22 protein-coding genes are annotated in these 20,124 nt (G+C 60.8%); 13 read left to right on the top strand and 9 right to left on the bottom strand.

The window, feature by feature from the left end:
• The first annotated feature begins 78 nt into the window (after positions 1-78).
• Positions 79-720: an outer membrane protein gene (locus ACN0X0_RS06205; RefSeq protein WP_417278445.1), complete on the top strand. Its 642-nt coding sequence runs from the start codon at positions 79-81 to the stop codon at positions 718-720.
• Positions 721-869: 149 nt separating this feature from the next.
• Positions 870-1,343 carry a GFA family protein gene (locus ACN0X0_RS06200; protein ID WP_417278444.1) on the top strand — a complete coding sequence of 158 codons (474 nt, stop codon included), beginning with the start codon at positions 870-872 and terminating at the stop codon, positions 1,341-1,343.
• A 27-nt stretch (positions 1,344-1,370) separates the two neighbouring features.
• On the opposite strand, the gene pepT is transcribed toward ACN0X0_RS06200, so the two are convergent.
• A complete protein-coding gene (gene pepT / locus ACN0X0_RS06195) occupies positions 1,371-2,621 on the bottom strand; it encodes a peptidase T (protein ID WP_417278443.1) in 1,251 nt (416 codons plus the stop codon).
• A gap of 167 nt (positions 2,622-2,788) precedes the next feature.
• Here pepT and ACN0X0_RS06190 point away from each other — a divergent pair, with 167 nt between their 5' ends.
• From ACN0X0_RS06190 to ACN0X0_RS06180, 3 genes are read left to right on the top strand one after another with little or no spacing between them, the layout of a single operon-like run.
• Entirely contained in the window at positions 2,789-5,569 is a 2,781-nt protein-coding gene (locus tag ACN0X0_RS06190) for a glutamine-synthetase adenylyltransferase (protein ID WP_417278442.1), read from the top strand.
• A gap of 5 nt (positions 5,570-5,574) precedes the next feature.
• A complete protein-coding gene (locus ACN0X0_RS06185; protein WP_417278441.1) occupies positions 5,575-5,868 on the top strand; it encodes a hypothetical protein in 294 nt (97 codons plus the stop codon).
• Positions 5,856-6,251, top strand: coding sequence for a beta-lactamase hydrolase domain-containing protein (locus tag ACN0X0_RS06180; RefSeq protein WP_417278506.1), 396 nt, complete (start codon positions 5,856-5,858; stop codon positions 6,249-6,251). The genes ACN0X0_RS06185 and ACN0X0_RS06180 overlap by 13 nt, the downstream gene beginning before the upstream one ends.
• Positions 6,252-6,268: 17 nt before the next feature.
• Here ACN0X0_RS06180 and eda read toward each other — a convergent pair whose 3' ends face one another.
• A complete protein-coding gene (gene eda, locus ACN0X0_RS06175) occupies positions 6,269-6,910 on the bottom strand; it encodes a bifunctional 4-hydroxy-2-oxoglutarate aldolase/2-dehydro-3-deoxy-phosphogluconate aldolase (protein ID WP_417278440.1) in 642 nt (213 codons plus the stop codon).
• Between the two features lie 228 nt (positions 6,911-7,138).
• Between eda and ACN0X0_RS06170 the strand changes: the two genes are divergently transcribed.
• Together ACN0X0_RS06170 and ACN0X0_RS06165 are read left to right on the top strand one after the other, a co-directional pair.
• Positions 7,139-8,275 (top strand): NADH:flavin oxidoreductase, encoded by a 1,137-nt coding sequence (locus tag ACN0X0_RS06170; protein WP_417278439.1) that lies wholly within the window; start codon positions 7,139-7,141, stop codon positions 8,273-8,275.
• Between the two features lie 212 nt (positions 8,276-8,487).
• Complete coding sequence (locus ACN0X0_RS06165; RefSeq protein WP_417278438.1) at positions 8,488-8,967, top strand: GNAT family N-acetyltransferase; 480 nt, start codon at positions 8,488-8,490, stop codon at positions 8,965-8,967.
• A gap of 19 nt (positions 8,968-8,986) precedes the next feature.
• On the opposite strand, the gene edd is transcribed toward ACN0X0_RS06165, so the two are convergent.
• Positions 8,987-10,798, bottom strand: a complete 1,812-nt coding sequence (gene edd / locus ACN0X0_RS06160) for a phosphogluconate dehydratase (protein ID WP_417278437.1) — start codon at positions 10,796-10,798, stop codon at positions 8,987-8,989.
• Positions 10,799-11,208: 410 nt separating this feature from the next.
• On the opposite strand from edd, the gene ACN0X0_RS06155 reads away from it, so the two are divergent.
• The 4 genes from ACN0X0_RS06155 (at position 11,209) to ACN0X0_RS06140 (ending at position 13,973) form a co-directional block, all read left to right on the top strand.
• Complete coding sequence (locus tag ACN0X0_RS06155; RefSeq protein ID WP_417260927.1) at positions 11,209-11,373, top strand: RSP_7527 family protein; 165 nt, start codon at positions 11,209-11,211, stop codon at positions 11,371-11,373.
• Between the two features lie 162 nt (positions 11,374-11,535).
• Entirely contained in the window at positions 11,536-12,165 is a 630-nt protein-coding gene (locus ACN0X0_RS06150; RefSeq protein WP_417260928.1) for a DUF6778 family protein, read from the top strand.
• A gap of 54 nt (positions 12,166-12,219) precedes the next feature.
• Positions 12,220-13,437 (top strand): RSP_2647 family RNA methyltransferase, encoded by a 1,218-nt coding sequence (locus ACN0X0_RS06145; protein WP_417278436.1) that lies wholly within the window; start codon positions 12,220-12,222, stop codon positions 13,435-13,437.
• Positions 13,434-13,973, top strand: a complete 540-nt coding sequence (locus ACN0X0_RS06140) for an RSP_2648 family PIN domain-containing protein (protein WP_417278435.1) — start codon at positions 13,434-13,436, stop codon at positions 13,971-13,973. The genes ACN0X0_RS06145 and ACN0X0_RS06140 overlap by 4 nt, the downstream gene beginning before the upstream one ends.
• Positions 13,974-14,015: 42 nt before the next feature.
• Here ACN0X0_RS06140 and ACN0X0_RS06135 read toward each other — a convergent pair whose 3' ends face one another.
• The 5 genes from ACN0X0_RS06135 to ACN0X0_RS06115 form a co-directional block, all read right to left on the bottom strand.
• Positions 14,016-14,696, bottom strand: a complete 681-nt coding sequence (locus tag ACN0X0_RS06135) for a M48 family metallopeptidase (protein ID WP_417278434.1) — start codon at positions 14,694-14,696, stop codon at positions 14,016-14,018.
• Between the two features lie 38 nt (positions 14,697-14,734).
• Positions 14,735-15,919 carry a vWA domain-containing protein gene (locus ACN0X0_RS06130; protein ID WP_417278433.1) on the bottom strand — a complete coding sequence of 395 codons (1,185 nt, stop codon included), beginning with the start codon at positions 15,917-15,919 and terminating at the stop codon, positions 14,735-14,737.
• Positions 15,920-15,921: 2 nt separating this feature from the next.
• A complete protein-coding gene (locus ACN0X0_RS06125) occupies positions 15,922-16,086 on the bottom strand; it encodes an apolipoprotein acyltransferase (RefSeq protein WP_417278432.1) in 165 nt (54 codons plus the stop codon).
• Positions 16,087-16,122: 36 nt separating this feature from the next.
• On the bottom strand, positions 16,123-17,460 hold the full coding sequence (locus ACN0X0_RS06120) for a DUF2927 domain-containing protein (RefSeq protein WP_417278505.1): 1,338 nt from the start codon (positions 17,458-17,460) through the stop codon (positions 16,123-16,125).
• Between the two features lie 173 nt (positions 17,461-17,633).
• Positions 17,634-18,074 (bottom strand): GNAT family N-acetyltransferase, encoded by a 441-nt coding sequence (locus tag ACN0X0_RS06115; RefSeq protein WP_417278431.1) that lies wholly within the window; start codon positions 18,072-18,074, stop codon positions 17,634-17,636.
• Between the two features lie 250 nt (positions 18,075-18,324).
• Between ACN0X0_RS06115 and ACN0X0_RS06110 the strand changes: the two genes are divergently transcribed.
• The gene (locus ACN0X0_RS06110) at positions 18,325-18,609 is read left to right on the top strand and encodes a DUF2934 domain-containing protein (protein ID WP_417278430.1); all 285 of its coding nucleotides are present in this window, start codon (positions 18,325-18,327) and stop codon (positions 18,607-18,609) included.
• Between the two features lie 2 nt (positions 18,610-18,611).
• Here the strand turns inward: ACN0X0_RS06110 and ACN0X0_RS06105 are convergent, their stop codons facing one another.
• Positions 18,612-19,454: an AAA family ATPase gene (locus ACN0X0_RS06105; protein WP_417278429.1), complete on the bottom strand. Its 843-nt coding sequence runs from the start codon at positions 19,452-19,454 to the stop codon at positions 18,612-18,614.
• 185 nt (positions 19,455-19,639) lie between these two features.
• Here ACN0X0_RS06105 and dksA point away from each other — a divergent pair, with 185 nt between their 5' ends.
• The gene (gene dksA, locus ACN0X0_RS06100) at positions 19,640-20,062 is read left to right on the top strand and encodes an RNA polymerase-binding protein DksA (RefSeq protein ID WP_321365748.1); all 423 of its coding nucleotides are present in this window, start codon (positions 19,640-19,642) and stop codon (positions 20,060-20,062) included.
• Positions 20,063-20,124: the final 62 nt, after the last annotated feature.

Below are 20,124 nucleotides of genomic sequence, written 5' to 3'. Positions count from 1 at the left end.
GCGGTCTTGATCCCCACGACGTTTCCTCTATTCCTGACCGAACGTTAAAAACTACATATCGTTATCAGGAGTATGAGTATGTCCCGTGCAATCGCACTCGGCTTGGCCGTGACCTTTGTTGCAACCTCAGCCACCGCAGGGTCCTATGAACCCGCCCTCGCAACCCCCGCAGTCATCGCACCGGCGAAAGCTGCCGTCGACACATCCTGGGCCGGGTTTTACGGCGGTGTCTCCGCCAACATGATGAGCGGCGAATTTGACACCGATGCCCCCGTAACGGGTGGTCTGCCGGAAATGGATGACAGCACTGCCGCTGGCCTCTTCGTGGGTTACAACTGGCAGATCAACAACATCGTCTTCGGTGGCGAACTTGACTACATGGCGCTCGATTCTGGCTTTGATGCTTTTGCACCCGGGGTCAAGCAGGAGGCTGTTCTCGAGCTGCGCGGTCGTCTCGGCTACAGCTTCGGAAATATCCTGGCCTATGGTTTTGTCGGCTACGCGCAGTCCGAGATTTCCGGCCCCTCGCAGACCGGCTCGGTGTCTCTCGATGAAGACGGCATGGCCTACGGTCTTGGCGCCGATATGCTGATCCGTGACAATTTCCTCGTCGGTCTCGAATGGTCCCGTCGCGAGCTGACCTATGACGTGATCGGCTCGTCTTACGAAGCAGGTCCGGATGTGGATTCCATCTCCCTGCGTTTGGGTTACAAGTTCTGAGTTTTTTCTGGACCTAAGACAGGTGAACGGCCGCTCGAAAGAGGGGCCGTTTTCTTTTTCGGTCCACGCCTGTGACCTCTCAGACGAGCCGCTGGAGTGTCGGCGCGGCGCATGTCATATTGTGACAACATCTGTGAGGAGGGTGTCCTATGTCCTATGAAACTTCCACCCAAACCGGCACCTGCCGCTGCGGCGCTGTCGAGATTGAGGTATCAAAAGCTCCCGTGATGACCGCCGCCTGCCATTGCACGGGCTGTCAGAAAATGAGCGCCAGCGCCTTTTCCCTGACTGCGATGGTGCCCGCCGAAGGGGTGCGCGTTGCAAAGGGAGAAGTGGTCAAAGGCGGTGCCAAAGGGCCCGATCTCGACCACTATTGCTGTCCGAAGTGCATGACATGGATGTTCACTCGCATCACCGGTTTTGATGCGCTCGTTAATATTCGCCCGACGATGTTCGATCTGACGGACGCGGAGGTGTCGGGCTGGGCCACGCCCTTTATCGAGACCATGGTGGCGAACAAGCTGCCTTGGGCCGACACGCCCGCGTCGCATAAATTCGACGCCATGCCGGAGATGGACAGCTTTCCCGCTTTGCTTGCCGCCTTTGCTCAGCGGACCCTCTGACAGGGACAGGGGCGAGACGTTTCGGGATCAGCCCTCCGCCGCCAATCCCACCAGCTCAAGGCATAGCTTGGTCGCCAGCGCCATATCCTGCACCGAAATCCATTCCAGCGGCCCGTGGATGTTCTGCATCCCCGTGAAAAGGTTCGGCGTCGGCACGCCCATTTCGGTCAGACGCGAGCCATCCGTACCACCCCGGATCGGCACCGACAGAGGCTTGATCCCCAGCTTGCGACAGGCATCGCGGGCCAGATCGACCGGCGTCATGTCCTCCTCCAGCCAATAGCGCATGTTGCGATATTGCGGCGTGATGGTGCAGGTGATCTCCGCGCGCGGCTCGGTCAAAGCCACCGCCTCGCAAACTTTTCGGACGATCTCGCCTTTCTCGGCCAATCCTTCACGTTCGAAATCGCGCAGGATCAGTTTGATCTTCATCTCCGACGAGCCGCCCACCATATCGGTGGCGTGGATAAAGCCCTCTGTGCCGTCCGTGGTCTCAGGCACCATCACGCTCTGCGGCAGGGTCTGGATGATTTTGGACGCGAGGTGAATGGCATTCACCAGCTTGTCCTTGGCGTGTCCCGGGTGGATCGAAACACCTTTGACAATGATCTCTGCACCATCGGCGGAGAAGGTCTCATAGACGATCTCACCCACCTCGCCACCGTCGAAGGTATAGGCGAAATCGGCGGCCAGGTCTTTCGGCAGGGACGCATTCACGCCACGCCCGATCTCCTCGTCGGGGGTAAAGGCGACGCGCAGCGGCGGGTGTTTGATCTCGGGGTTGGTCAAAAGATGTTTGGCCGCCGTCATGATGATCGCCACGCCCGCCTTGTCGTCGCCGCCCAAAAGCGTGGTGCCGGAGGCGGTGATGATGTCATGGCCTTGTTTCTCCGCAAGGTAAGGAAAGTCGGCAGGTGACAGGACCAATTCCGCATTGTCGGGATAGGTGATGTCGCCGCCGTTATAGCCCTTGATCACGCGGGGTTTCACGCCCGTCGCGTTGAACTGCGGCGCTGTGTCGACATGGGCCAGAAGACCGACGGTCGGACCGGAGGCCGTGCCGGGAATGGTGGCCAGAACCGTGCCGTAGTCGGTGATCACGACATCCTCGGCGCCGATCTCTTTCAACTCCGCCTCCAACAGCCGCAGCATGTCATATTGCCGTTCTGTGCTCGGAGAGGTGGGGGAATTCGCATCGCTTTGACTGTCGATCGCGGCATAGCGCATCAGACGGGATTCAAGTTCCTGATCGAAGCGGGTTTTGCTGTCCTGTGGCATCAACTGTCCTTTGTCTTTGCGACCAGAGGGCGCCTCTCGCAGCAAAGAGTCAAGACACGCCCCAAGGACCAGCCCCTGTGCAGGTCCTTTGCGCTTGGGACAGCGGTCGAATGCGCTTGCACTTCGGGTGAAAAATCCGCTCTTTTAAGACAGTTGGAGGAGCCATTATGACGTTTGAATCCCGGATCACTCGAAGCCCGCGCCCCTATGAACCGGAGCGCGGCACCGAAGCCCGCGCGGGTTTGCCGGAACTGACCGGTGCCGTGGCAGAGGTGATCGAAGGCGCGGCCGGATCGGCGCCCTATCTGCATGGTTTGATCCTGAAAGAGACGGACTGGCTGCCCGGCGCGTTGGACGACCCGGAGGCGGCGCTCAAGGCGGAAATTTCTCGCATCGAGGCGTTGCCCTTCGATCAGATCGATGCAGGGCTGCGGCAGGCCAAACGCCGCATCGCACTTTTGTCGGCGCTTTGTGATCTCGGCGGCGTCTGGGGCCTGTTCGAGGTCACCGGTGCACTGTCTCTTCTGGCCGACCGTGCCACCCATGTGGCGATCCGGGCGCATGTGGCGCGCGAGATCACCCGCGGCAAAATCCCCGGCCAAACCGAAGACGACATCGAGAGCTGCGGTGGCATGTTCGCGCTTGCCATGGGCAAACATGGGGCAGGGGAATTGAATTATTCCTCTGACATTGACCTCATCTGTCTCTTTGACGAAAGCCGTTTCGACGGCGTGGATCAGATGGAGGCCCGCGCGGGGTTCATTCGCGCCACGCGCAAGGCGATGGCCTCTTTGTCGGACCTGACCGGCGAGGGCTATGTCTTTCGCACCGACCTGCGCCTGCGCCCCGACCCGTCGGTGACGCCGGTCTGTTTCGCCATGGAAGCCGCTGAGCGCTACTATGAGAGCGTCGGGCGTACATGGGAACGCGCGGCCTATATCAAGGCCCGCACCTGCGCCGGGGACATGGAGGCGGGTGCGCGGTTTCTCAAGGACATGACGCCCTTTGTCTGGCGCAAGCACCTCGATTTCAACGCCATTCGCGAGACCCACGACATGCGGCTGAAAATCCGCGCACACAAAGGACTTAGTGGCGCGCTTTGCCTCGAAGGTCACAACATGAAACTGGGGTATGGCGGCATTCGTGAGATCGAATTTTTCGCCCAGACCCGGCAGTTGATCGCAGGCGGGCGCGATCCCGATTTGCGGCTGCGTGAAACCGTGCCCGCGCTCAAAGTGCTGGCGGAAAAGGGCTGGGTGGAGGCCGAGGTTGCCGCGACTTTGGGCACCGATTACATCGCGCATCGTGAGGTCGAACACCGGCTCCAGATGCTGCGCGATCAACAAACCCACAGCCTGCCGACGGCGCCCGAAGAATTCGACCGCCTGGCCGCGCTCATGGGCACCACTGTGCCCGAGATGCGCGCCGAGATTGCCGAGCGCTGTGAACGCGTCAACGCGCTGACCGAGGATTTCTTTGCCCCAGGCGAGGCAGCCCCCGCGCCGGAGCTTTCGCCTGAAGAGGCCGAGATCACCGCGCGCTGGTCGACCTATCCCTGTCTGCGAACCACGCGGGCGCAGGATATTTTCACCCGCCTCAAACCCGAACTTTTGCGCCGCATCCAAAACCTCGACAAACCCTCCGAGGCGTTGTCGCATCTCGACGGCTTTCTAAAAGGTCTGCCGGCAGGCGTGCAGCTTTTCGCACTCTTTGAGGCCAATCCGCAGCTCATCGACCTGATCCTCGACATCGTCTCCACAGCCCCCCATCTGGCGCGCTACCTGTCGCGCAACGCGAGTGTTCTGGACGCGGTGATCGGCGGCGGGTTCTTTGCGCCTTGGCCGGGACGTGAGGCGCTGACCGAGGAGTTGGCGGATCATCTGGAGGCCGCAGGCGATTATGAGCGCCAGCTCGACGCCTGTCGTCGTTGGGCCAAGGAATGGCATTTCCGCGTTGGCGTCCATCAGCTGCGCGATCTGATCACCGCCGATCAGGCGGGCGCGCAATATTGCGATGTTGCGGCGGCCTGTGTGGCGGCGCTTTACCCGCCGGTGGTGGCGGAATTCGCCCGCAAACATGGCACCCCACCGGGGCGGGGCGCTATGGTTCTGGGCATGGGGTCTCTGGGCGCGGGGCGGCTCACGGCGGCCTCCGATCTCGATATGATCGTGATCTATGATGCGGGCGGTGTGGAGGCCTCGGAGGGGCGTAAGTCCTTGCCGTCGCGGACTTATTACGCGCGGCTCACACAGGCGCTGATCACCGCGATCACCGCCCAGACCGCCGAAGGACGGCTCTATGAGGTCGATATGCGGCTCCGCCCTTCGGGCAAACAGGGGCCTGTGGCGACCTCATTCGAGAGCTTCATGAGCTATCAGATGGGCGAGGCTTGGGTCTGGGAACATCTGGCGCTCACGCGGGGGCATCCGATTGCGGGCGATCCGGATCTGTGCCGCGCGGTGGATGATTTCCGCAGCGATTTGATCGCGGGGCCCAAAGACGAAACCCGCATCCGCCAAGAAACCCGCGACATGCGCGCGCGTCTGGCGACGGCGAAACCCGGCAGCGATTGGGACCCTAAAAACGGCCCCGGTCGGATGATGGACATCGAACTTCTGGCCGAAACCGCCGCGCTTTTGGCGGGCAGCGCGGAGCAGGACATCTATGCGCAACTCGGTGCGGCGCGCGCGACGGAGTGGCTGTCAGGCGATGAATATGCGCTTTTGGTGGAAACCTATCGGCTGATGTGGCGGGTGCAATCGGCGGGCCGGCTGTTGACCGGCGGAAAGCTCGACCCGGAGGCCATTGGTGCGGGCGGGCGCGAATTCCTGCGTCGCTCGAATGGGGCGGTGTCGATGGAGGCCTTGTCCGAAGAGCTGCGCAGTCGGTCGGAGGCCGCCGCCCGCGCGATTGCGGAGATTTTGGAGCGTCCGGTTTCGGGGGGTTGAGCGAGATGGCAGAGACAAATCCCTTTCCCCATGATTTTCCCTCAGTGGATGCCGCCATTGATCCGGGTGGCATGATCCTTGCCGCCTATCGCAAGGCTGACATGGGGATCGATGAGGCGCGGGCGATCTATCTCGACTGGGCGTTCCGGCTTGGGCCGCGCGTCTCGACGGGCACTGCGATCCGGCGGCTCTTGGCGCTCTATGCCTCGCAGGCCGTGCCGGAGCATCCGATGACCCATGTGCTGCGCGAAGGGTTGAAGCGCACGCAGCAGGCCGTGCCACGCGCCTGGGAAGGGTAAAAGACGGCGCGGATAAGCCGGGCTTTGATGAAATCACTCGCATCGCGTCGAATTTTGGGCTGAAAACCGTTTACATTCCCATTCAACTGGGTGGCGCCAGCGAGGCCGATCACGCCGCCTTTGCCCGCGCCATCGAGGAGATGCCGAAACCCATTCTGGCCTATTGCCGGTCGGGCACGCGCTCCGCGACGCTCTGGTCGCATTGGGAACAGGAGATGTCAGAGCATCAGGGTCAGGAGCGCCGGGTCTCTGCGATGAAGGCCGGAGGCTTGACCCCCGGCAATACCTCAATTGAGGGCAAGCGCGCTCTGAATCCGTCGCGCGGGAGTGCGCATCAGAGGCCGCATGAGGGCGAGGTTACCCAAATGCGCCGCCGGGCGTGACGGGGGGCTAAGCTGACTTAGCGGGGCAGGGCCGCCGCCTCGCGGGCCAGCTCCTCGATGGCTTTCCAATCGCCTTTTTCCACCAGATCGGCAGGCGCAACCCAGCTTCCGCCCACGCAAAGTGTGTTGGACAGCGACAGGTAATCATCGGCGTTTTTCAACGACACACCGCCCGTCGGGCAGAATTTCATCTGCGGCAGGGGCGCGCCGATGGCCTTGAGCGCGGGGGCACCGCCATTGGCCTCCGCCGGGAAGAATTTCGCGACCGTATAGCCACGCTCCAGCAGGCGCATGACGTCAGAGGCGGTCGAGGTTCCGGCCAAAAGCGGCAGATCGGCGGCTTCGCAGGCGTCCAAAAGCCGGTCCGTCGCGCCGGGGGAGACGCCAAAGGTCGCGCCCGCCGCGATGGCGTTTTTAACATCCTCGGGCGTCAAAAGCGTACCCGCGCCGACCACGCCGCCCTCGACCTTTGACATCTCGCGGATCACCTCCAAGGCGACCGGCGTGCGCAGCGTGACCTCGAGTGCAGGCAAGCCGCCCGCGACCAATGCCTCGGCCAAGGGACGGGCATGGGCCACGTCTTTCACGACGAGCACAGGGATGACGGGGGCGAGGCCACAGACCTCTGCGGATTTCAGGCTGGCGTCCTGCGGGGTCATGGGGGCTCCTGTCGGCTGTTTGCTGTGTTTACGTGTTAGCGCTAAATTCGTGCGGGGAAAAGCCCCGACATATCAGGTCTTGATGGGCAGCCTCTCAGCCTGAGCGATTTTGTCAAGCCACCCCCGCAGGGCTTGTCGCATGTTTGCGCCCGCTTACATCAGCGCGACACTCTATGCAGCATCACGCACAGAACAAACACCCCCTCCACAACGCTCAGGAGCGCAGATATGACTGCACCGAAGACGACACACCAAACAACGCCGGCTGAAACGCTCTTCCGTCCCTTCACTTATAAAGGTCTCACTCTCAAAAACCGCATCGTCATGGCGCCGATGACCCGGAGCATGACCGACGCGGGCATTCCGGGGCCGGAAAATGCCGCCTATTACGCCCGCCGCGCATCTCATGAGGTCGGGTTGATCCTGTCTGAGGGGACGGTGATCGACCGCCCGGCCTCGCGCAACGATCCGGGCATTCCGTTCTTTCACGGCCCCGAGGCCTTGTCGGGCTGGAACCGGGTGATCGAGGCGGTCCATGCCGAGGGTGGCAAGATGGGGCCGCAGATTTGGCACACTGGTTCGACCCGCGCGGGCAAATGGGAGCCAGAGGCACCGGTGGAGAGCCCCTCTGCTTTGGTTGGTCCCGGTGATCCGCGCGGTGTCGCGATGTCCGAGGCCGACATCGAGGTCGCGATTGCCGCCTATGCCGAGGCGGCTAAAGCGGCGAAAGAACTGGGCTTTGATGTGGCTGAGCTGCACGGCGCGCATGGCTATCTGATCGATCAGTTCTTTTGGGCGGGCACCAACCTGCGCGAGGATCACTGGGGTGGGGCCACCATTGAAGAGCGGTCTCGCTTTGCCGTCGCCGTTGTGAAAGCGGTGCGCGCCGCCGTGGGGCCGGATTTCCCGATTATCCTGCGCCTCAGCCAATGGAAACAACAGGATTACGGCGTGAAACTGGCCGCCGATCCGGCGGAGATGGAGCGTTGGCTTGTGCCTCTGGTCGAGGCCGGTGTCGACATCCTGCACTGTTCGCAACGCCGGTTCTGGGAGCCGGAATTCCCCGAGATCGACGGCGAAGAGGGGCTGAACTTTGCCGGTTGGGCCAAGAAAATCACCGGCGTGCCGACGATTTCCGTGGGGTCCGTGGGGCTGTCCGGGGAATTCCTCGCGGCCTTCGGTGGCGAAAGCTCAAAGGTGACGCCGCTCGACAATCTGGTGAAACGGATGGAGGCGGAGGAGTTCGATCTGATCGCCGTGGGCCGCGCGCTTTTGTCGGATTACGCCTGGGCCGAAAAGGTCAAACGCGGCGCGATGGATGAGCTGAGCGGGTTTAACCCGGCGGCTTTGGCGCAGTTGCTATAAACCCACGTTGTCCTAAGCCTCCCCGGTGCTGATGTCATCGGGGAGGCTTTTCTTTGCCGCAAATTCCTGCGACACACAACCTCTCAGGATAAGGAGATTTATGCGCAGAAAATCAGCACCGCCTTTCATGGCATGACGCGTGACCCACTTCACGAAACACAGTGGGTTGCATGGTTTTCTATGCGCATATGCGCTTTTTCTGAGAGTTTCTCATGACACAGTTTATCACACAGACCGACATCACCCTCCGCCCATTTGAGGCCGGAGACACCATGGCTTTGTCCGACATCTGGCGCAGAGCGTCTGAACAGGCTCATCCGTTTTTCACGTCCTCCCAGCTCGATGAACAACAGGTTCAGGTGGAGCACATCTACCTGCCCAAGGCCGAAACCTGGGTTGCGCTGCGTCGGGCGACGCCGCTTGGCTTTATTGGTCTGTTGCCCGACCCGGAGAGGACAGCGAAGGGCGCCATCATCGGCGGGCTGTTCGTCGCACCCGAGGCGCAGGGGCAGGGCATCGGGCGGTTGCTTGTCGACCATGCGCGCGGGCTGAAACATCACCTGAGCCTTGAGGTCTACGAGACCAATATGGCGGCGCGTGAGTTCTATGCCCGGCTCGGTTTTCACCAAGTCGGGCGGCGGGAGAGGGATGACAATGGTCTGCCTTTCCCGCTTTTGAAACTCGTACTGTAACGCGGGGTCGGGCGTGCGCTCAGAACAGGGAGCACGCCCCTTCGGTCGCGGGACCTGCATTGCGGCGGAAGGTTTCGAACAGCTCGCGGCCCATGCCGACGGTGTTGGCCGTCAGATCGACACTCACCGCCTCGCGCGTATCAAAGCCGTCTTCGAGCACTTCGAGTGTGCCAGTGGTGGCATCGACGCGGACCAGATCGCCGTCTTTGAGTTTTGCAATCGGACCGCCGGTGACGGCCTCCGGCGAGACGTGGATACAGGCGGGCACCTTGCCCGAAGCGCCGGACATGCGCCCGTCGGTCACCAGCGCCACTTTGAGCCCCCGGTCCTGCAACACCGCGAGCGTCGGCGTCAGCGAATGCAGCTCCGGCATGCCATTGGCGCGGGGGCCTTGAAAGCGGACGACGACCACGGTGTCCTCGGTGAACTCGCCCTTTTGAAAGGCGGTTTTGACGTCATGTTGATCGTGAAAAATCCGGGCTTTCGCCTCCACCACATGGTGTTCGGGTTTGACGGCGGAGACCTTCATCACGCCGCGGCCCAGATTGCCCTTGAGTTCCTTGAGGCCGCCCGATTTCTGGAACGGATCGGAAGCAGGGCGGACGATTTTGTCGTTCACCGTCTCATGTTCGGGCTGTTCAAACGTGAGCACACCCTCGCGCAATTTCGGCTCTTTGGTGTAAAGCGACAGGCCCTGACCCGCGACGGTTTTGACGTCTTCGTGCAACAGGCCTGCCGAGAGCAATTCACCCACCAGATAGCCAAGGCCGCCGGCGGCGTGGAAATGGTTCACATCGGCCAGACCGTTGGGGTAGACCTTGGCGAGCAGAGGCACGGCATCGGAAATCTCGGAGAAATCTTCGAGATCCAGAATAATCCCGGCGGCGCGGGCCATGGCAGGGAGGTGCAGCACGAGGTTCGTGGATCCCCCTGTCGCCATCAGCCCGACGATGCCGTTCACAAAGGCTTTCTCATCCAAAATGGCGCCCACGGGTGTGTATTCATTGCCGAATGCGGTGATCTGAAGCGCGCGTTTGGTGGCTTCACGCGTCAAGGCATCGCGCAGCTCTGTGCCCGGATTGACGAAAGACGCGCCGGGCAGGTGCAGCCCCATGATCTCCATCAGCATCTGGTTCGAATTCGCCGTGCCGTAGAAGGTACAGGTGCCTTGGCCGTGATAGGCCTTCATCTCGCTGTCCATCAATTCGCGCCGGGTGATCTCGCCGGTGGCGAATTTCTGGCGGACCTTGGCTTTCTCGTCATTGGTGATGCCCGAGGTCATCGGACCCGCCGGAATAAAGACGGTCGGCACATGGCCATAAGCGGCGGCGGCCATGATCAGCCCCGGCACGATCTTGTCGCAGACGCCCATGTAGAGGGCGGCGTCGAAACAGTTGTGCGACATGCCGATGGAGGCCGACAGCGCGATGGTGTCCCGCGAAAAGAGCGACAATTCCATACCCGTCTGGCCCTGAGTGACGCCGTCACACATGGCGGGAACCCCGCCTGCGACCTGCGCCGTGGCGCCCGACGCGCGGGCAACGTCGCGGACGATCTCAGGGTAGTGCTCATAGGGCTTATGCGCCGAGAGCATGTCGTTATAGGCGGTGATGATGCCGATATTGGGCGCGCGCCCGTCGGCCAGCATCGCTTTGTCATCGCCCATGGCGGCATAGGCGTGGGCCTGATTGCCGCAGGACAGATGCGCGCGCACCGGGCCCTGATCGGCGGCCTCATGGATGCGGGCGAGGTAGGCCTCGCGGGTGGGTTTCGACCGTTCGATGATACGTTGGGTGACGTCTGCGATCTGGGGGGCGATCTGGCTGTTCACGGGTCTGGCCTTTTGCTGGTTTGGCGGTCTGATCTGGGAAAATCTTTTGGAAAAATGACGTTTAAAGTCTGGCATCCTCTCCGCATTTTGTGCGGTGCGCCTGTGAGTATCTGTGTGAGTTAGCGCTAACCTATCCGGTCTCCCCGAAAATGTCCACCTTCGACACTCCAATCCGCGCGAAAGTTCCACTGCTCGGGGCTGATGTCATGCTGCACATGCATGGGGGTTGCTGCAAGCGCATAACGGGTCTTCCGCTTTGGCACTCGTCTGCGTCAGATGTTTTGACCTATATTCAGGTCATCGGGAGGATCAACGCAAACCGGCTTTGTCACGACAGGCCAAAAACAGAATGCGGCACTTAAAGCTGCTCAAAAGCCGACATGACAGGCAGACAACGCAAAGGTGATCCTATGACCAACACGACGATTTACACGACCGAAGGCTTTATCGACATGGCCGCTATTGAAAAAGAAGCTCGCCAAATGCGTGCAGAAGCCATGCGCTCTGTGGTGCGCAACGCTGGCCAATGGCTGCGCGCACGCTTTCACGGCCACCGTGCCGGTGAACTGGCCTGATCAGGCCTGTGATTGAGGTCCGCACCGCCGCGTGCCCTTACGCCACGGCAAGACATTGCGAATGCATGTGAAATCCCGGAAATGTTCCGGGATTTTCGCATTTTGGCCTCATTTGCATGGGATATTAACCATGAATTGAGGGGAAAATCCCCGGAGGCCGTCATGAAAAACATCGCTACAAAAAAGACACTTAAAATCGCAGCAGCCCTTCTGATCGCAGCCGCCACCAGTGCGTGCACGACAGAGACCATTTCCCGCGCCACGCCCTTGGGCGCCACGTTCGGCGGGGCCGCTCCTGTAGATGCGGTGATGATCGCGCCGGACTTTCGTGTGACCAAGGTGAACGTGGTGGTCCCCGGTTCGCTCACCGTCTCGGAAGACAATGGCATTAAGCCGCGTGCGGACATCGTTTGGCGCGAAGATCCCTTTGGCAACCGCTACGAACAGGTCAAAGCGGTGATGGAGGCCGGGCTGACGTCGGGCACCCGCGCACTCAAAGGTCACACGCCGGTCGTGCTCGACGTGCAAATGGTGCGTTTCCACGCGCAAACCGAACGCGTGCGCTATTCCAGCCTGCCGTCGAAACATGAGATCGAATTCCTGCTCACTGTGCGCGACGCCAACACCGGCGCTGTCCTCGTGCCGTCCCATATGGTCAACGCCACTTTCGATGCGCTTGGCGGCAATGCGGCCGTTGCGGCGGATCGCGCGGGCATCACCCAGAAACAGCGGATCGGCGAGCATCTCGCGGGCGTGATCGTTTCCGAACTGTCGAAACCGGTTGCTTTGTAATCCGCATCGCGATCCCTCTTTCTAAGAGGCCAGAACAACGCTAAGAGGGCTCTCATGACAGAGCCCTCTTTTTCTTTTCCGACCATTCGCCTCAAACCCAAAGCCAACGCCCGGGCCATTCGCCACGGCGCGCCTTGGGTCTATGACAACGAGCTGGTCACCGATCGCCGCACAAAATCCCTCGCGCCGGGCACCATCGCCCGGCTCGAAGACAATGAACGCAATTTCCTCGCCCTTGTGGCGGTCAATCCGAACTCGCGCATCTTTGCCCGTGTTTTGGACCGTGCCGAGGAGGCCGAGATCGACACCGAGTGGTTTGCGGCCCGGATCGCCACCGCCTTGGCGCATCGCGATACGCTGTTCGATCAGCCGTTCTACCGTCTGATTCATGCCGAGGCCGATGGCCTGCCGGGCGTGGTGATCGACCGTTTTGGCGACACCTGCGTGGTGCAACCCAACGCCGCCTGGGCCGATGTTCTGATCGAACCTTTGGCTGAGGCGCTGCGTCAGGTCACCGGCATCACCACCGTGGTGATGAACGGCACGGGGCGGGCGCGCGGCCTTGAAGGGCTTGACGAGAAAACCGAAATTCTTTGCGGCGCGGTCGAAGACCTAATCCCCGTGCCGATGAATGGCGCAACCTATATGGCGGACCTGATGGGTGGCCAGAAAACCGGGTTGTTCTATGATCAGCGTCCGAACCATGCTTTCACCCAGCGACTGGTGGCGGGCAAAAAGGTTTTGGACGTGTTTTCTCATGTGGGCGGTTTCGCTTTGGCGTCGCTTGCGGGCGGCGCGGCCTCGGCCTTGTCGGTCGACAGCTCTGCCGCCGCTTTGGAGCTGGCCGAAAAAGGCGCATTGGCCATGAGCAAATCCGACGTCTTCGCAACCCGTAAAGGCGACGCCTTCGATGTGCTGGCCGCGTTGGCGGAGGAAGGCGAAACCTTTGACGTGGTGATCTGCGATCCGCCTGCCTTTGCGCCCTCGAAACCGGCCTTGGAAAAGGGCCTGCGCGCCTATGAGCGCGTCGCCCGGATGGCGGCCCCTCTGGTGCGCGAGGGCGGTTACCTCGGGCTTTGTTCCTGTTCGCATGCCGCCGATCTTGATAGCTTCCGCACCGCCTGCAACCGCGGGATCGGGCGTGGCGTTGGTCATCTCGGCCGCTCGGCGCAGCTCATCCACACGGGCTTTGCAGGCGCCGACCATCCGCTCATGCCGCAGCTCGCGGAAAGCGGCTACCTCAAGGCGTTGTTCTACCGGGTCCTGCCGTGAAAGTTCTGTTAGATGCCTGCGTGCTTTACCCGACGGTGATGCGCGAGGTGCTTTTGGGCGCCGCCAAACGCGGGCTCTATACGCCTTTGTGGTCGGCGCGCATCCTGGAAGAATGGGCGCGCGCCGCGCGCAAACTTGGCCCCCAAGGCGAGGCGCAGGCTCGCGGTGAAGTGGCGCTCACGCGTGCGGCCTTCCCGAAAGCAGAAGTCAAAGAACACAAAGGCTTGGAGGCGCGTCTTTATCTAAAAGACGAGAATGACATTCACGTGCTCTCTGCCGCAATCGCAGGCGGCGCCGAGGCGATTGTCACGATGAATGCGCAGGATTTCCCGCGTCATGTTCTGGCCGAGGAAGGGCTTGAACGTTGGGACCCGGACGGATTTCTCTGGCGGCTCTGGTCGGATCATCCCGAGGCTGTGGCTGAGGTCGTCGAAGAGGTGCGCCAAGAGGCGGAGCGGCTGTCTGGTGAGGTTTGGGATGTGCGGCGTTTGATGAAAAAGGCGCGTCTGCCGAGGCTGGGCAAGGCGCTCAGCTGAGGGCGTGTTTGAGTATTTTAATCACGAAAAAGACGGGTGGTTTTACGACCATTTCGCTTCATTGGCCTCAATCGCTTTGATCCTCTCGTGGGTCTTTGGGTGGCTCATGAGCCAAGCAGGCGTCGAGGCGCCATGCGCGCCGGTCAGCTTGGGTAGTTTTTCAAATAGCGATTTCTGCGGTCCTGTGCCGATCCCGGCCTTGATCAAAAGCGCCGTGGCATAGGCGTCGGCCTCATATTCGTCGGAGCGCGAGAGTTTCGCGGCCAGCATCTGGGTCAACCACATTGCAATATAGCCGCCGATGACGGGGATAAAGCGCGACAGGATCATCGCAAGCGCGGTGCGCAGCGCGTTCTGGCCGGAAAAGTCGATCATCCGGCGTTTTGAATGCCCTAAGGCGACATGGCCCAGCTCATGCGCGATGACGGAGGCCATTTCCGTGTCGGTGATCTGTCCACTGCGGAATTTTTCGTAAAATCCGCGGGTGATGTAGACCTTGCCATCGGGGGCGGCGAGGCCGTTCACCGGGTCGATCTCGTAGAGAAACACCCGCACGCGGGGCAGATCGAGCGCGCGCGCCAGCTGCGCGAACACTTTGGACAGCGCCGGATCGGCCAGCTCGGAGGACTTCGCTTCCAGTTCCCGCACGGTGCGACGGGCGGAAAAATGGTACATCGCGAAGCCCAACAGTAGGGCGAGGAGAATGGGGGTGAATCTCAGCATGTTCTGAATATGGGGGCTGATGCGTGCTGCGCCAAGGCTTAACGGCCGAGGATTTTCATACCGCGATCGAGACCTTCGAGCGTCATCGGCACCATGCGATCCTCAAAAATCTCGCGGATCATGGCGATGGATTGCGTGTAGGTCCAGTGTGTCTCCGGCACCGGATTGAGCCAGAGGTGATCCGGCCAGGTCTCCCTCGCGCGTGTCAGCCAAGTCGCGCCCGCTTCCTCGTTCCAATGCTCGTTGGCGCCGCCGGGAATGGCAATTTCGTAAGGCGACATCGAAGCGTCGCCGACAAAAATCACTTTGTAATCCTTGCCATAGGTGTTCATCACCTCACGGGTCGGGATTTTCTCGCCCCAGCGCCGGATGTTGTCGCGCCACACGCCTTCGTACAGGCAATTGTGAAAATAGTAATATTCGAGGTGCTTGAATTCGCTGCGCGCGGCGGAAAACAGTTCCTCGACCACCTTGATGTGATCGTCCATCGAGCCGCCGACATCGAAGAACATCAGGACTTTCACCGCATTGTGCCGTTCGGGGCGGATTTTGACGTCGAGATAGCCATGCTCGGCGGTGGAGCGGATGGTGCCGTCGAGATCGAGTTCCACATGTGCGCTGGTGCGCGCCCATTTGCGCAGGCGCTTCATCGCCAGTTTGATGTTGCGCGTGCCGATCTCGACCGTGTCATCGAGATTTCGAAATTCTCTTTTGTCCCAGACTTTTACGGCGCGACGGTGACGTGACTCTTTTTGCCCGATCCGCACACCTTCGGGGTTGTAGCCATAGGCGCCGAAGGGCGAGGTGCCGCCGGTGCCGATCCATTTGTTGCCGCCTTGATGCCGGCCTTTCTGCTCTTCGAGCCGCTGTTTGAGCGTCTCCATCAACTTGTCAAAGCCGCCTAGGGCTTCGATCTCGGCCATCTCTTCGGGGGAGAGATGTTTCTCCATCTCCTTGCGCAGCCAGTCCTCTGGCAGGTCGAGCGCATTTAATACCTGGTCTGAGGAAATCTCATCAAGGCCTTGGAAAGACTTTGAAAAGGCGCGGTCAAAGCGGTCGAGGTGACGCTCATCCTTGACCATGGTGACCCGCGCGAGCAGGTAGAAGTCTTCGATGTCATAGGTCGCGAGACCCGCCTGCATCGCCTCCAAAAACGACAGGAACTCCCTCAAGGAGACCGGCACGCCTTCGCGGCGCAATGTCTCGAAGAAGGGCAGGAACATGGTTACACCATACGGTCGAACAGGACGCCGAAGAACAGGCCGATAATGCCGAAGATCAGTGCGTAAACCACCATATATTGTAGCTTGTCGGCGCGGTTGCCGCCGCGTTTGCTGGCCAGTCGCCAGCCCCAGATGCCCCCAAGAAGGGTTAATACCACCCCGATCATGTCTCGCTCCCTCGCGTTTCGGGGTCCGGTGCGCCGTTATTGCGCCAGAGAGGCGATTTCGGCGGCGCGGGTTCGGACCACGTCATCAGAGCCAAAGCCATAGCGTGCCCAGCCCAGACTGTCGAGCCGCACGCTACGGGCTTCGCTGACGCGGCCCAGTTTGTCGAGGGCTTCGGCCTCCGTCATCATGAGAGAAGCGAGGAGGGCGGCGTTTTCGGCGTCGCGGGCCGCCGAGATAGCCTTGGCGGAGATGTCATAGGCGGCCTCATAGCGGCCTTCGGAGAGGGCCAGCGCGGAGAGCTGCATGGCCACATGGGCGGAATGGAAACGGGTTTCCGGACGGGCGTCGTAAATGCGTTTGGCCTCTGTCAGGGCCAGTTGGGCGCTCGCGCGGTCCGTGGCAATCGAAAGGCGCCCCAAAAGGAACCACGAGAACCCGGCACGCGTGTCACTCCAGCCCTCTGAGCGCGCAATGGAGACAGCGGTTTTGGCGGCGTGCAGGCGCGACGTCAGAGAGCCGTCGCCCATCGCGCCCATCGCGGCCTCGGTCCAAGCGCGCGGCGTGATTTGCACAGGCGGCGTGGCCCCCGTGGCGCCAGCGGGATTGATCCGGGCGAGAATACCGGGCAGGGCGCGGGCCACTTCTGCGCGGCTCATGCCGGAGTGCAGCTCGGGCGCATAGGTGGCGCGCAGGATCAGCATGTCGAAAGGCGTCAGAACCGAATGGATGTTGTCGTCATTGTAAACGGAATCCGGCAGGCGATAGAGATCGTTCAGCGGCCCCAGTGCCTGCGCCAGTTCTTCGTGCAGGCAATCGCGGATTTCCTGCGGCGCAGTGTTGGTCGGGATGAAAATCGACAGGCGCTCGCGAGTCGTGACCTGCGTCCAACTCAGCGCTGCGCGGCGGGCATGTTTGAATTCATCCCAGCTGGAGACATTGGGCACGACGATACAGGCGGTGTTGGGGGCGCGACGCGACAGCTCCGCCTGGGTCAGCGTCTCGATGGTGATCGCGGCCGGTTGAGTGGCGGGCACGCGGGTGATCGATATTCCGGCCTCGCGGTCGAGCCGGGCCAGCAATCGCGACAGATCGTGTGTCAAGGAGACAGGCACAGAGTCGCCCGTGACGCGCAGCGTGATCGGGCCTTCGAACCGGGTGAAGCGATCCAGCGTGGCGCCGGTTTCAAGCGCAAAGCTCAAATCTAGAAAATCTCGTGAAATAGAGGTATTAGATCGTGATGTTGGCGTGGATTTACCGTCAGAAAACACCTTCATTGGTGGCAGGTCGAGCATGTCTGAGGCCGCGCGCGCAGAGGCGGGTGCTGCGCTTTGCGGCGGGCTCATGCAGGCGCTCAACACGGTCAGGCTGCACATCAGGGCGGCAAGCGGACGAAGATGGCCCTTGGTTTTCTTGCTTTGCAGAGCGATGGCGTGACGCGTCAACATCCTGACCCTTTTCATCTGTCTCAATCTGGCCTGAGTAACCTGTGAACTGTGGCAATTCTAAGGCAGCGCCCCGAGACCGCCAAGACCTTTCAAGGCGTAAATCAGCCGCGTTGATATTTGATGAAGGGCGTCAAATCCCCGATCCGGTCGTAGAGTTTGCGCGCCGTTTCGTTGAAATGCTGGGTCGTCCAATAGACACTCGGGGTGCCATTTTCATCGGCGACTTTATAGACGCCTTCGATCAGCGCCCGTCCCGCGCCAGTGCCGCGCGCGGCCTCGCTGACGTAGAGGTCCTGCAAATAACAGACGTCTTCGAGGCGCCAGTTGTGGGCATGGAAAATGTAATGCACCAGACCGATCAATTCCCCGTCTTTCTCCGCCACCAAAGCGCCGCGCTCCTTGGCTTCCGGGTCGATTAGGCGCGCGAATGTGGCGTCATAAATCTCCGGGCCCAGCTCGCTTTCGTAAAACGTCAGATAGGCGCGCCAAAGCACGTCCCATTGCGCGCGGTCTTCTGGGGTGAGGGGGCGGATGAGGGGCATGGTTAATCTCCTTGATGTTGATTGTGAGCTACGGCGAAGGGCGCATGTGTGCAAGGTGCGACGGCTCATGATGAAAAACGATTTGCCGATTTCCTGTCCGTTTGCCGTCTGGCGCGCTTAAATTTCAGGCGCGTGGCGGGGGAGGCTGTGACGCTTTGCCCCTCTGCGGGTGATTTCAGAAGACGCGGCAATTCATCAAACTGTTAGATTTGAAAGAGAAGATACGCGAACGACTGCAACGGAGTTCAAGATGACCCAAACCACCCCCAGTGACGCTCATATCAGCGAGGCGGCCTATTTCATTTGGCTCGAAGAGGGTATGCCCGAGGGGCGCGATGAAGCCCATTGGTTGAAAGCGATTGAGGTGCTGAGCCTGCCGGAAGCGGCCCCTGCGAAGGCGCCGCGCAAGCGAGCTGCCCCCAAAGCCGCCACCAAAACTGCCGCTACCAAGAAACCGGCCGCGAAAAAGCCCGCAGCCAAGGCCACCACAGCGGCAAAGAAATCGCGTGCAAAGGCGGCTCCCAAAGCGGAGTAAGTCTAGCGCCTCTGCCCGCGCGCCAGAAACGCCAGACGTTCGAACAGGGCGACGTCCTGTTCGTTCTTCAACAGCGCGCCGTGAAGTTTCGGCAGGGCATTCACCCCATCGCGTTTCAAATCCTCGGGCGACAGGTCTTCGGCCAGCAAAAGCTTGAGCCAGTCCAGCACCTCGGAGGTCGAGGGTTTCTTTTTCAGCCCCTGCGTGTCGCGGATCTCGTAAAATTGCGTGAGCGCCGCGCTCAAAAGTTCCGATTTCAGCCCCGGAAAATGCACCTCGACGATCTGTTTCATCGTCTCCTGGTCGGGGAAGCGAATGTAGTGAAAGAAACAGCGGCGCAGGAAGGCGTCCGGCAGTTCCTTTTCATTGTTCGAGGTGATGATCACCACGGGCCGCTGGCGGGCGGAGACCGTCTCATTGGTCTCGTAGACGTGAAACGCCATCTTATCGAGTTCCTGCAACAGATCGTTGGGAAACTCGATGTCGGCCTTGTCGATCTCGTCGATCAAAAGCACCACCTTCTGATCCGCTTCGAAGGCCTGCCAAAGCTTGCCCTTCTTGATGTAATGGCGCACGTCCTCGACGCGCGGATCACCCAATTGGCTGTCTCTGAGACGCGACACGGCGTCATATTCGTAAAGGCCTTGCTGGGCGCGGGTGGTGGATTTGATGTTCCACTCAATCATCTCAAGCCCCAAAGAGCTTGCGACCTGCCGCGCCAACTCGGTCTTGCCGGTGCCCGGCTCGCCTTTCACCAGCAAAGGCCGCTCAAGCGCGATGGCGGCATTGACCGCGACGGTCAGATCATTCGGGGCGACATAACTGTCAGTGGATGCGAATTTCATCGGGAAATAACCCCTGTTGTTCTGAGATTGAGCGAGATCATAACGCGAGGGGGGAAAGGTGCAATACGACAGAGATTGTGACGTGACATCCCGGATCAAAAGGGGTAAACGAACCCCGAATTGGAGGGCGCCTGATGGCTGACAATACTGAGACTGCGGCCGAAGGCACGACAGAGGTGAGCACGATGAAGGCTGAGGTTTTTCTGGCTGATGATTATCGTCCCGCAGAGGACGAACCGTTTATGAACGAGCGTCAGCTCGAATATTTCCGTCGCAAACTTTTGGCCTGGAGAACGGAGCTTTTGGACGAAAGCCGCCACACCATCGAAGGTCTGCAAGACAGCACCCGTAACATCCCGGACATCACCGACCGTGCGTCTGAGGAAACCGACCGGGCGCTTGAGCTGCGCACCCGGGACCGTCAACGCAAACTGGTGACGAAAATCGACGCCGCGCTGCGCCGGATCGACGAGGGCGAATATGGCTATTGCGAAGTGACCGGGGAGCCGATCTCTCTCAAACGCCTCGATGCGCGCCCGATTGCCACGATGACTCTGGAGGCGCAGGAGCGTCACGAGCGTCGTGAAAAGGTGCACAGGGATGATTGATCCCTCAGGGATCGTGTGACGATTGAGCGCTCTCGCGCTCGGGGGGGATGATTGATCCCTCC

Source organism: Celeribacter sp. (assembly GCF_048270365.1).
In the GTDB taxonomy this organism is placed as follows: domain Bacteria; phylum Pseudomonadota; class Alphaproteobacteria; order Rhodobacterales; family Rhodobacteraceae; genus Celeribacter.
This window is presented reverse-complemented; position numbering and strand designations above follow the sequence as displayed.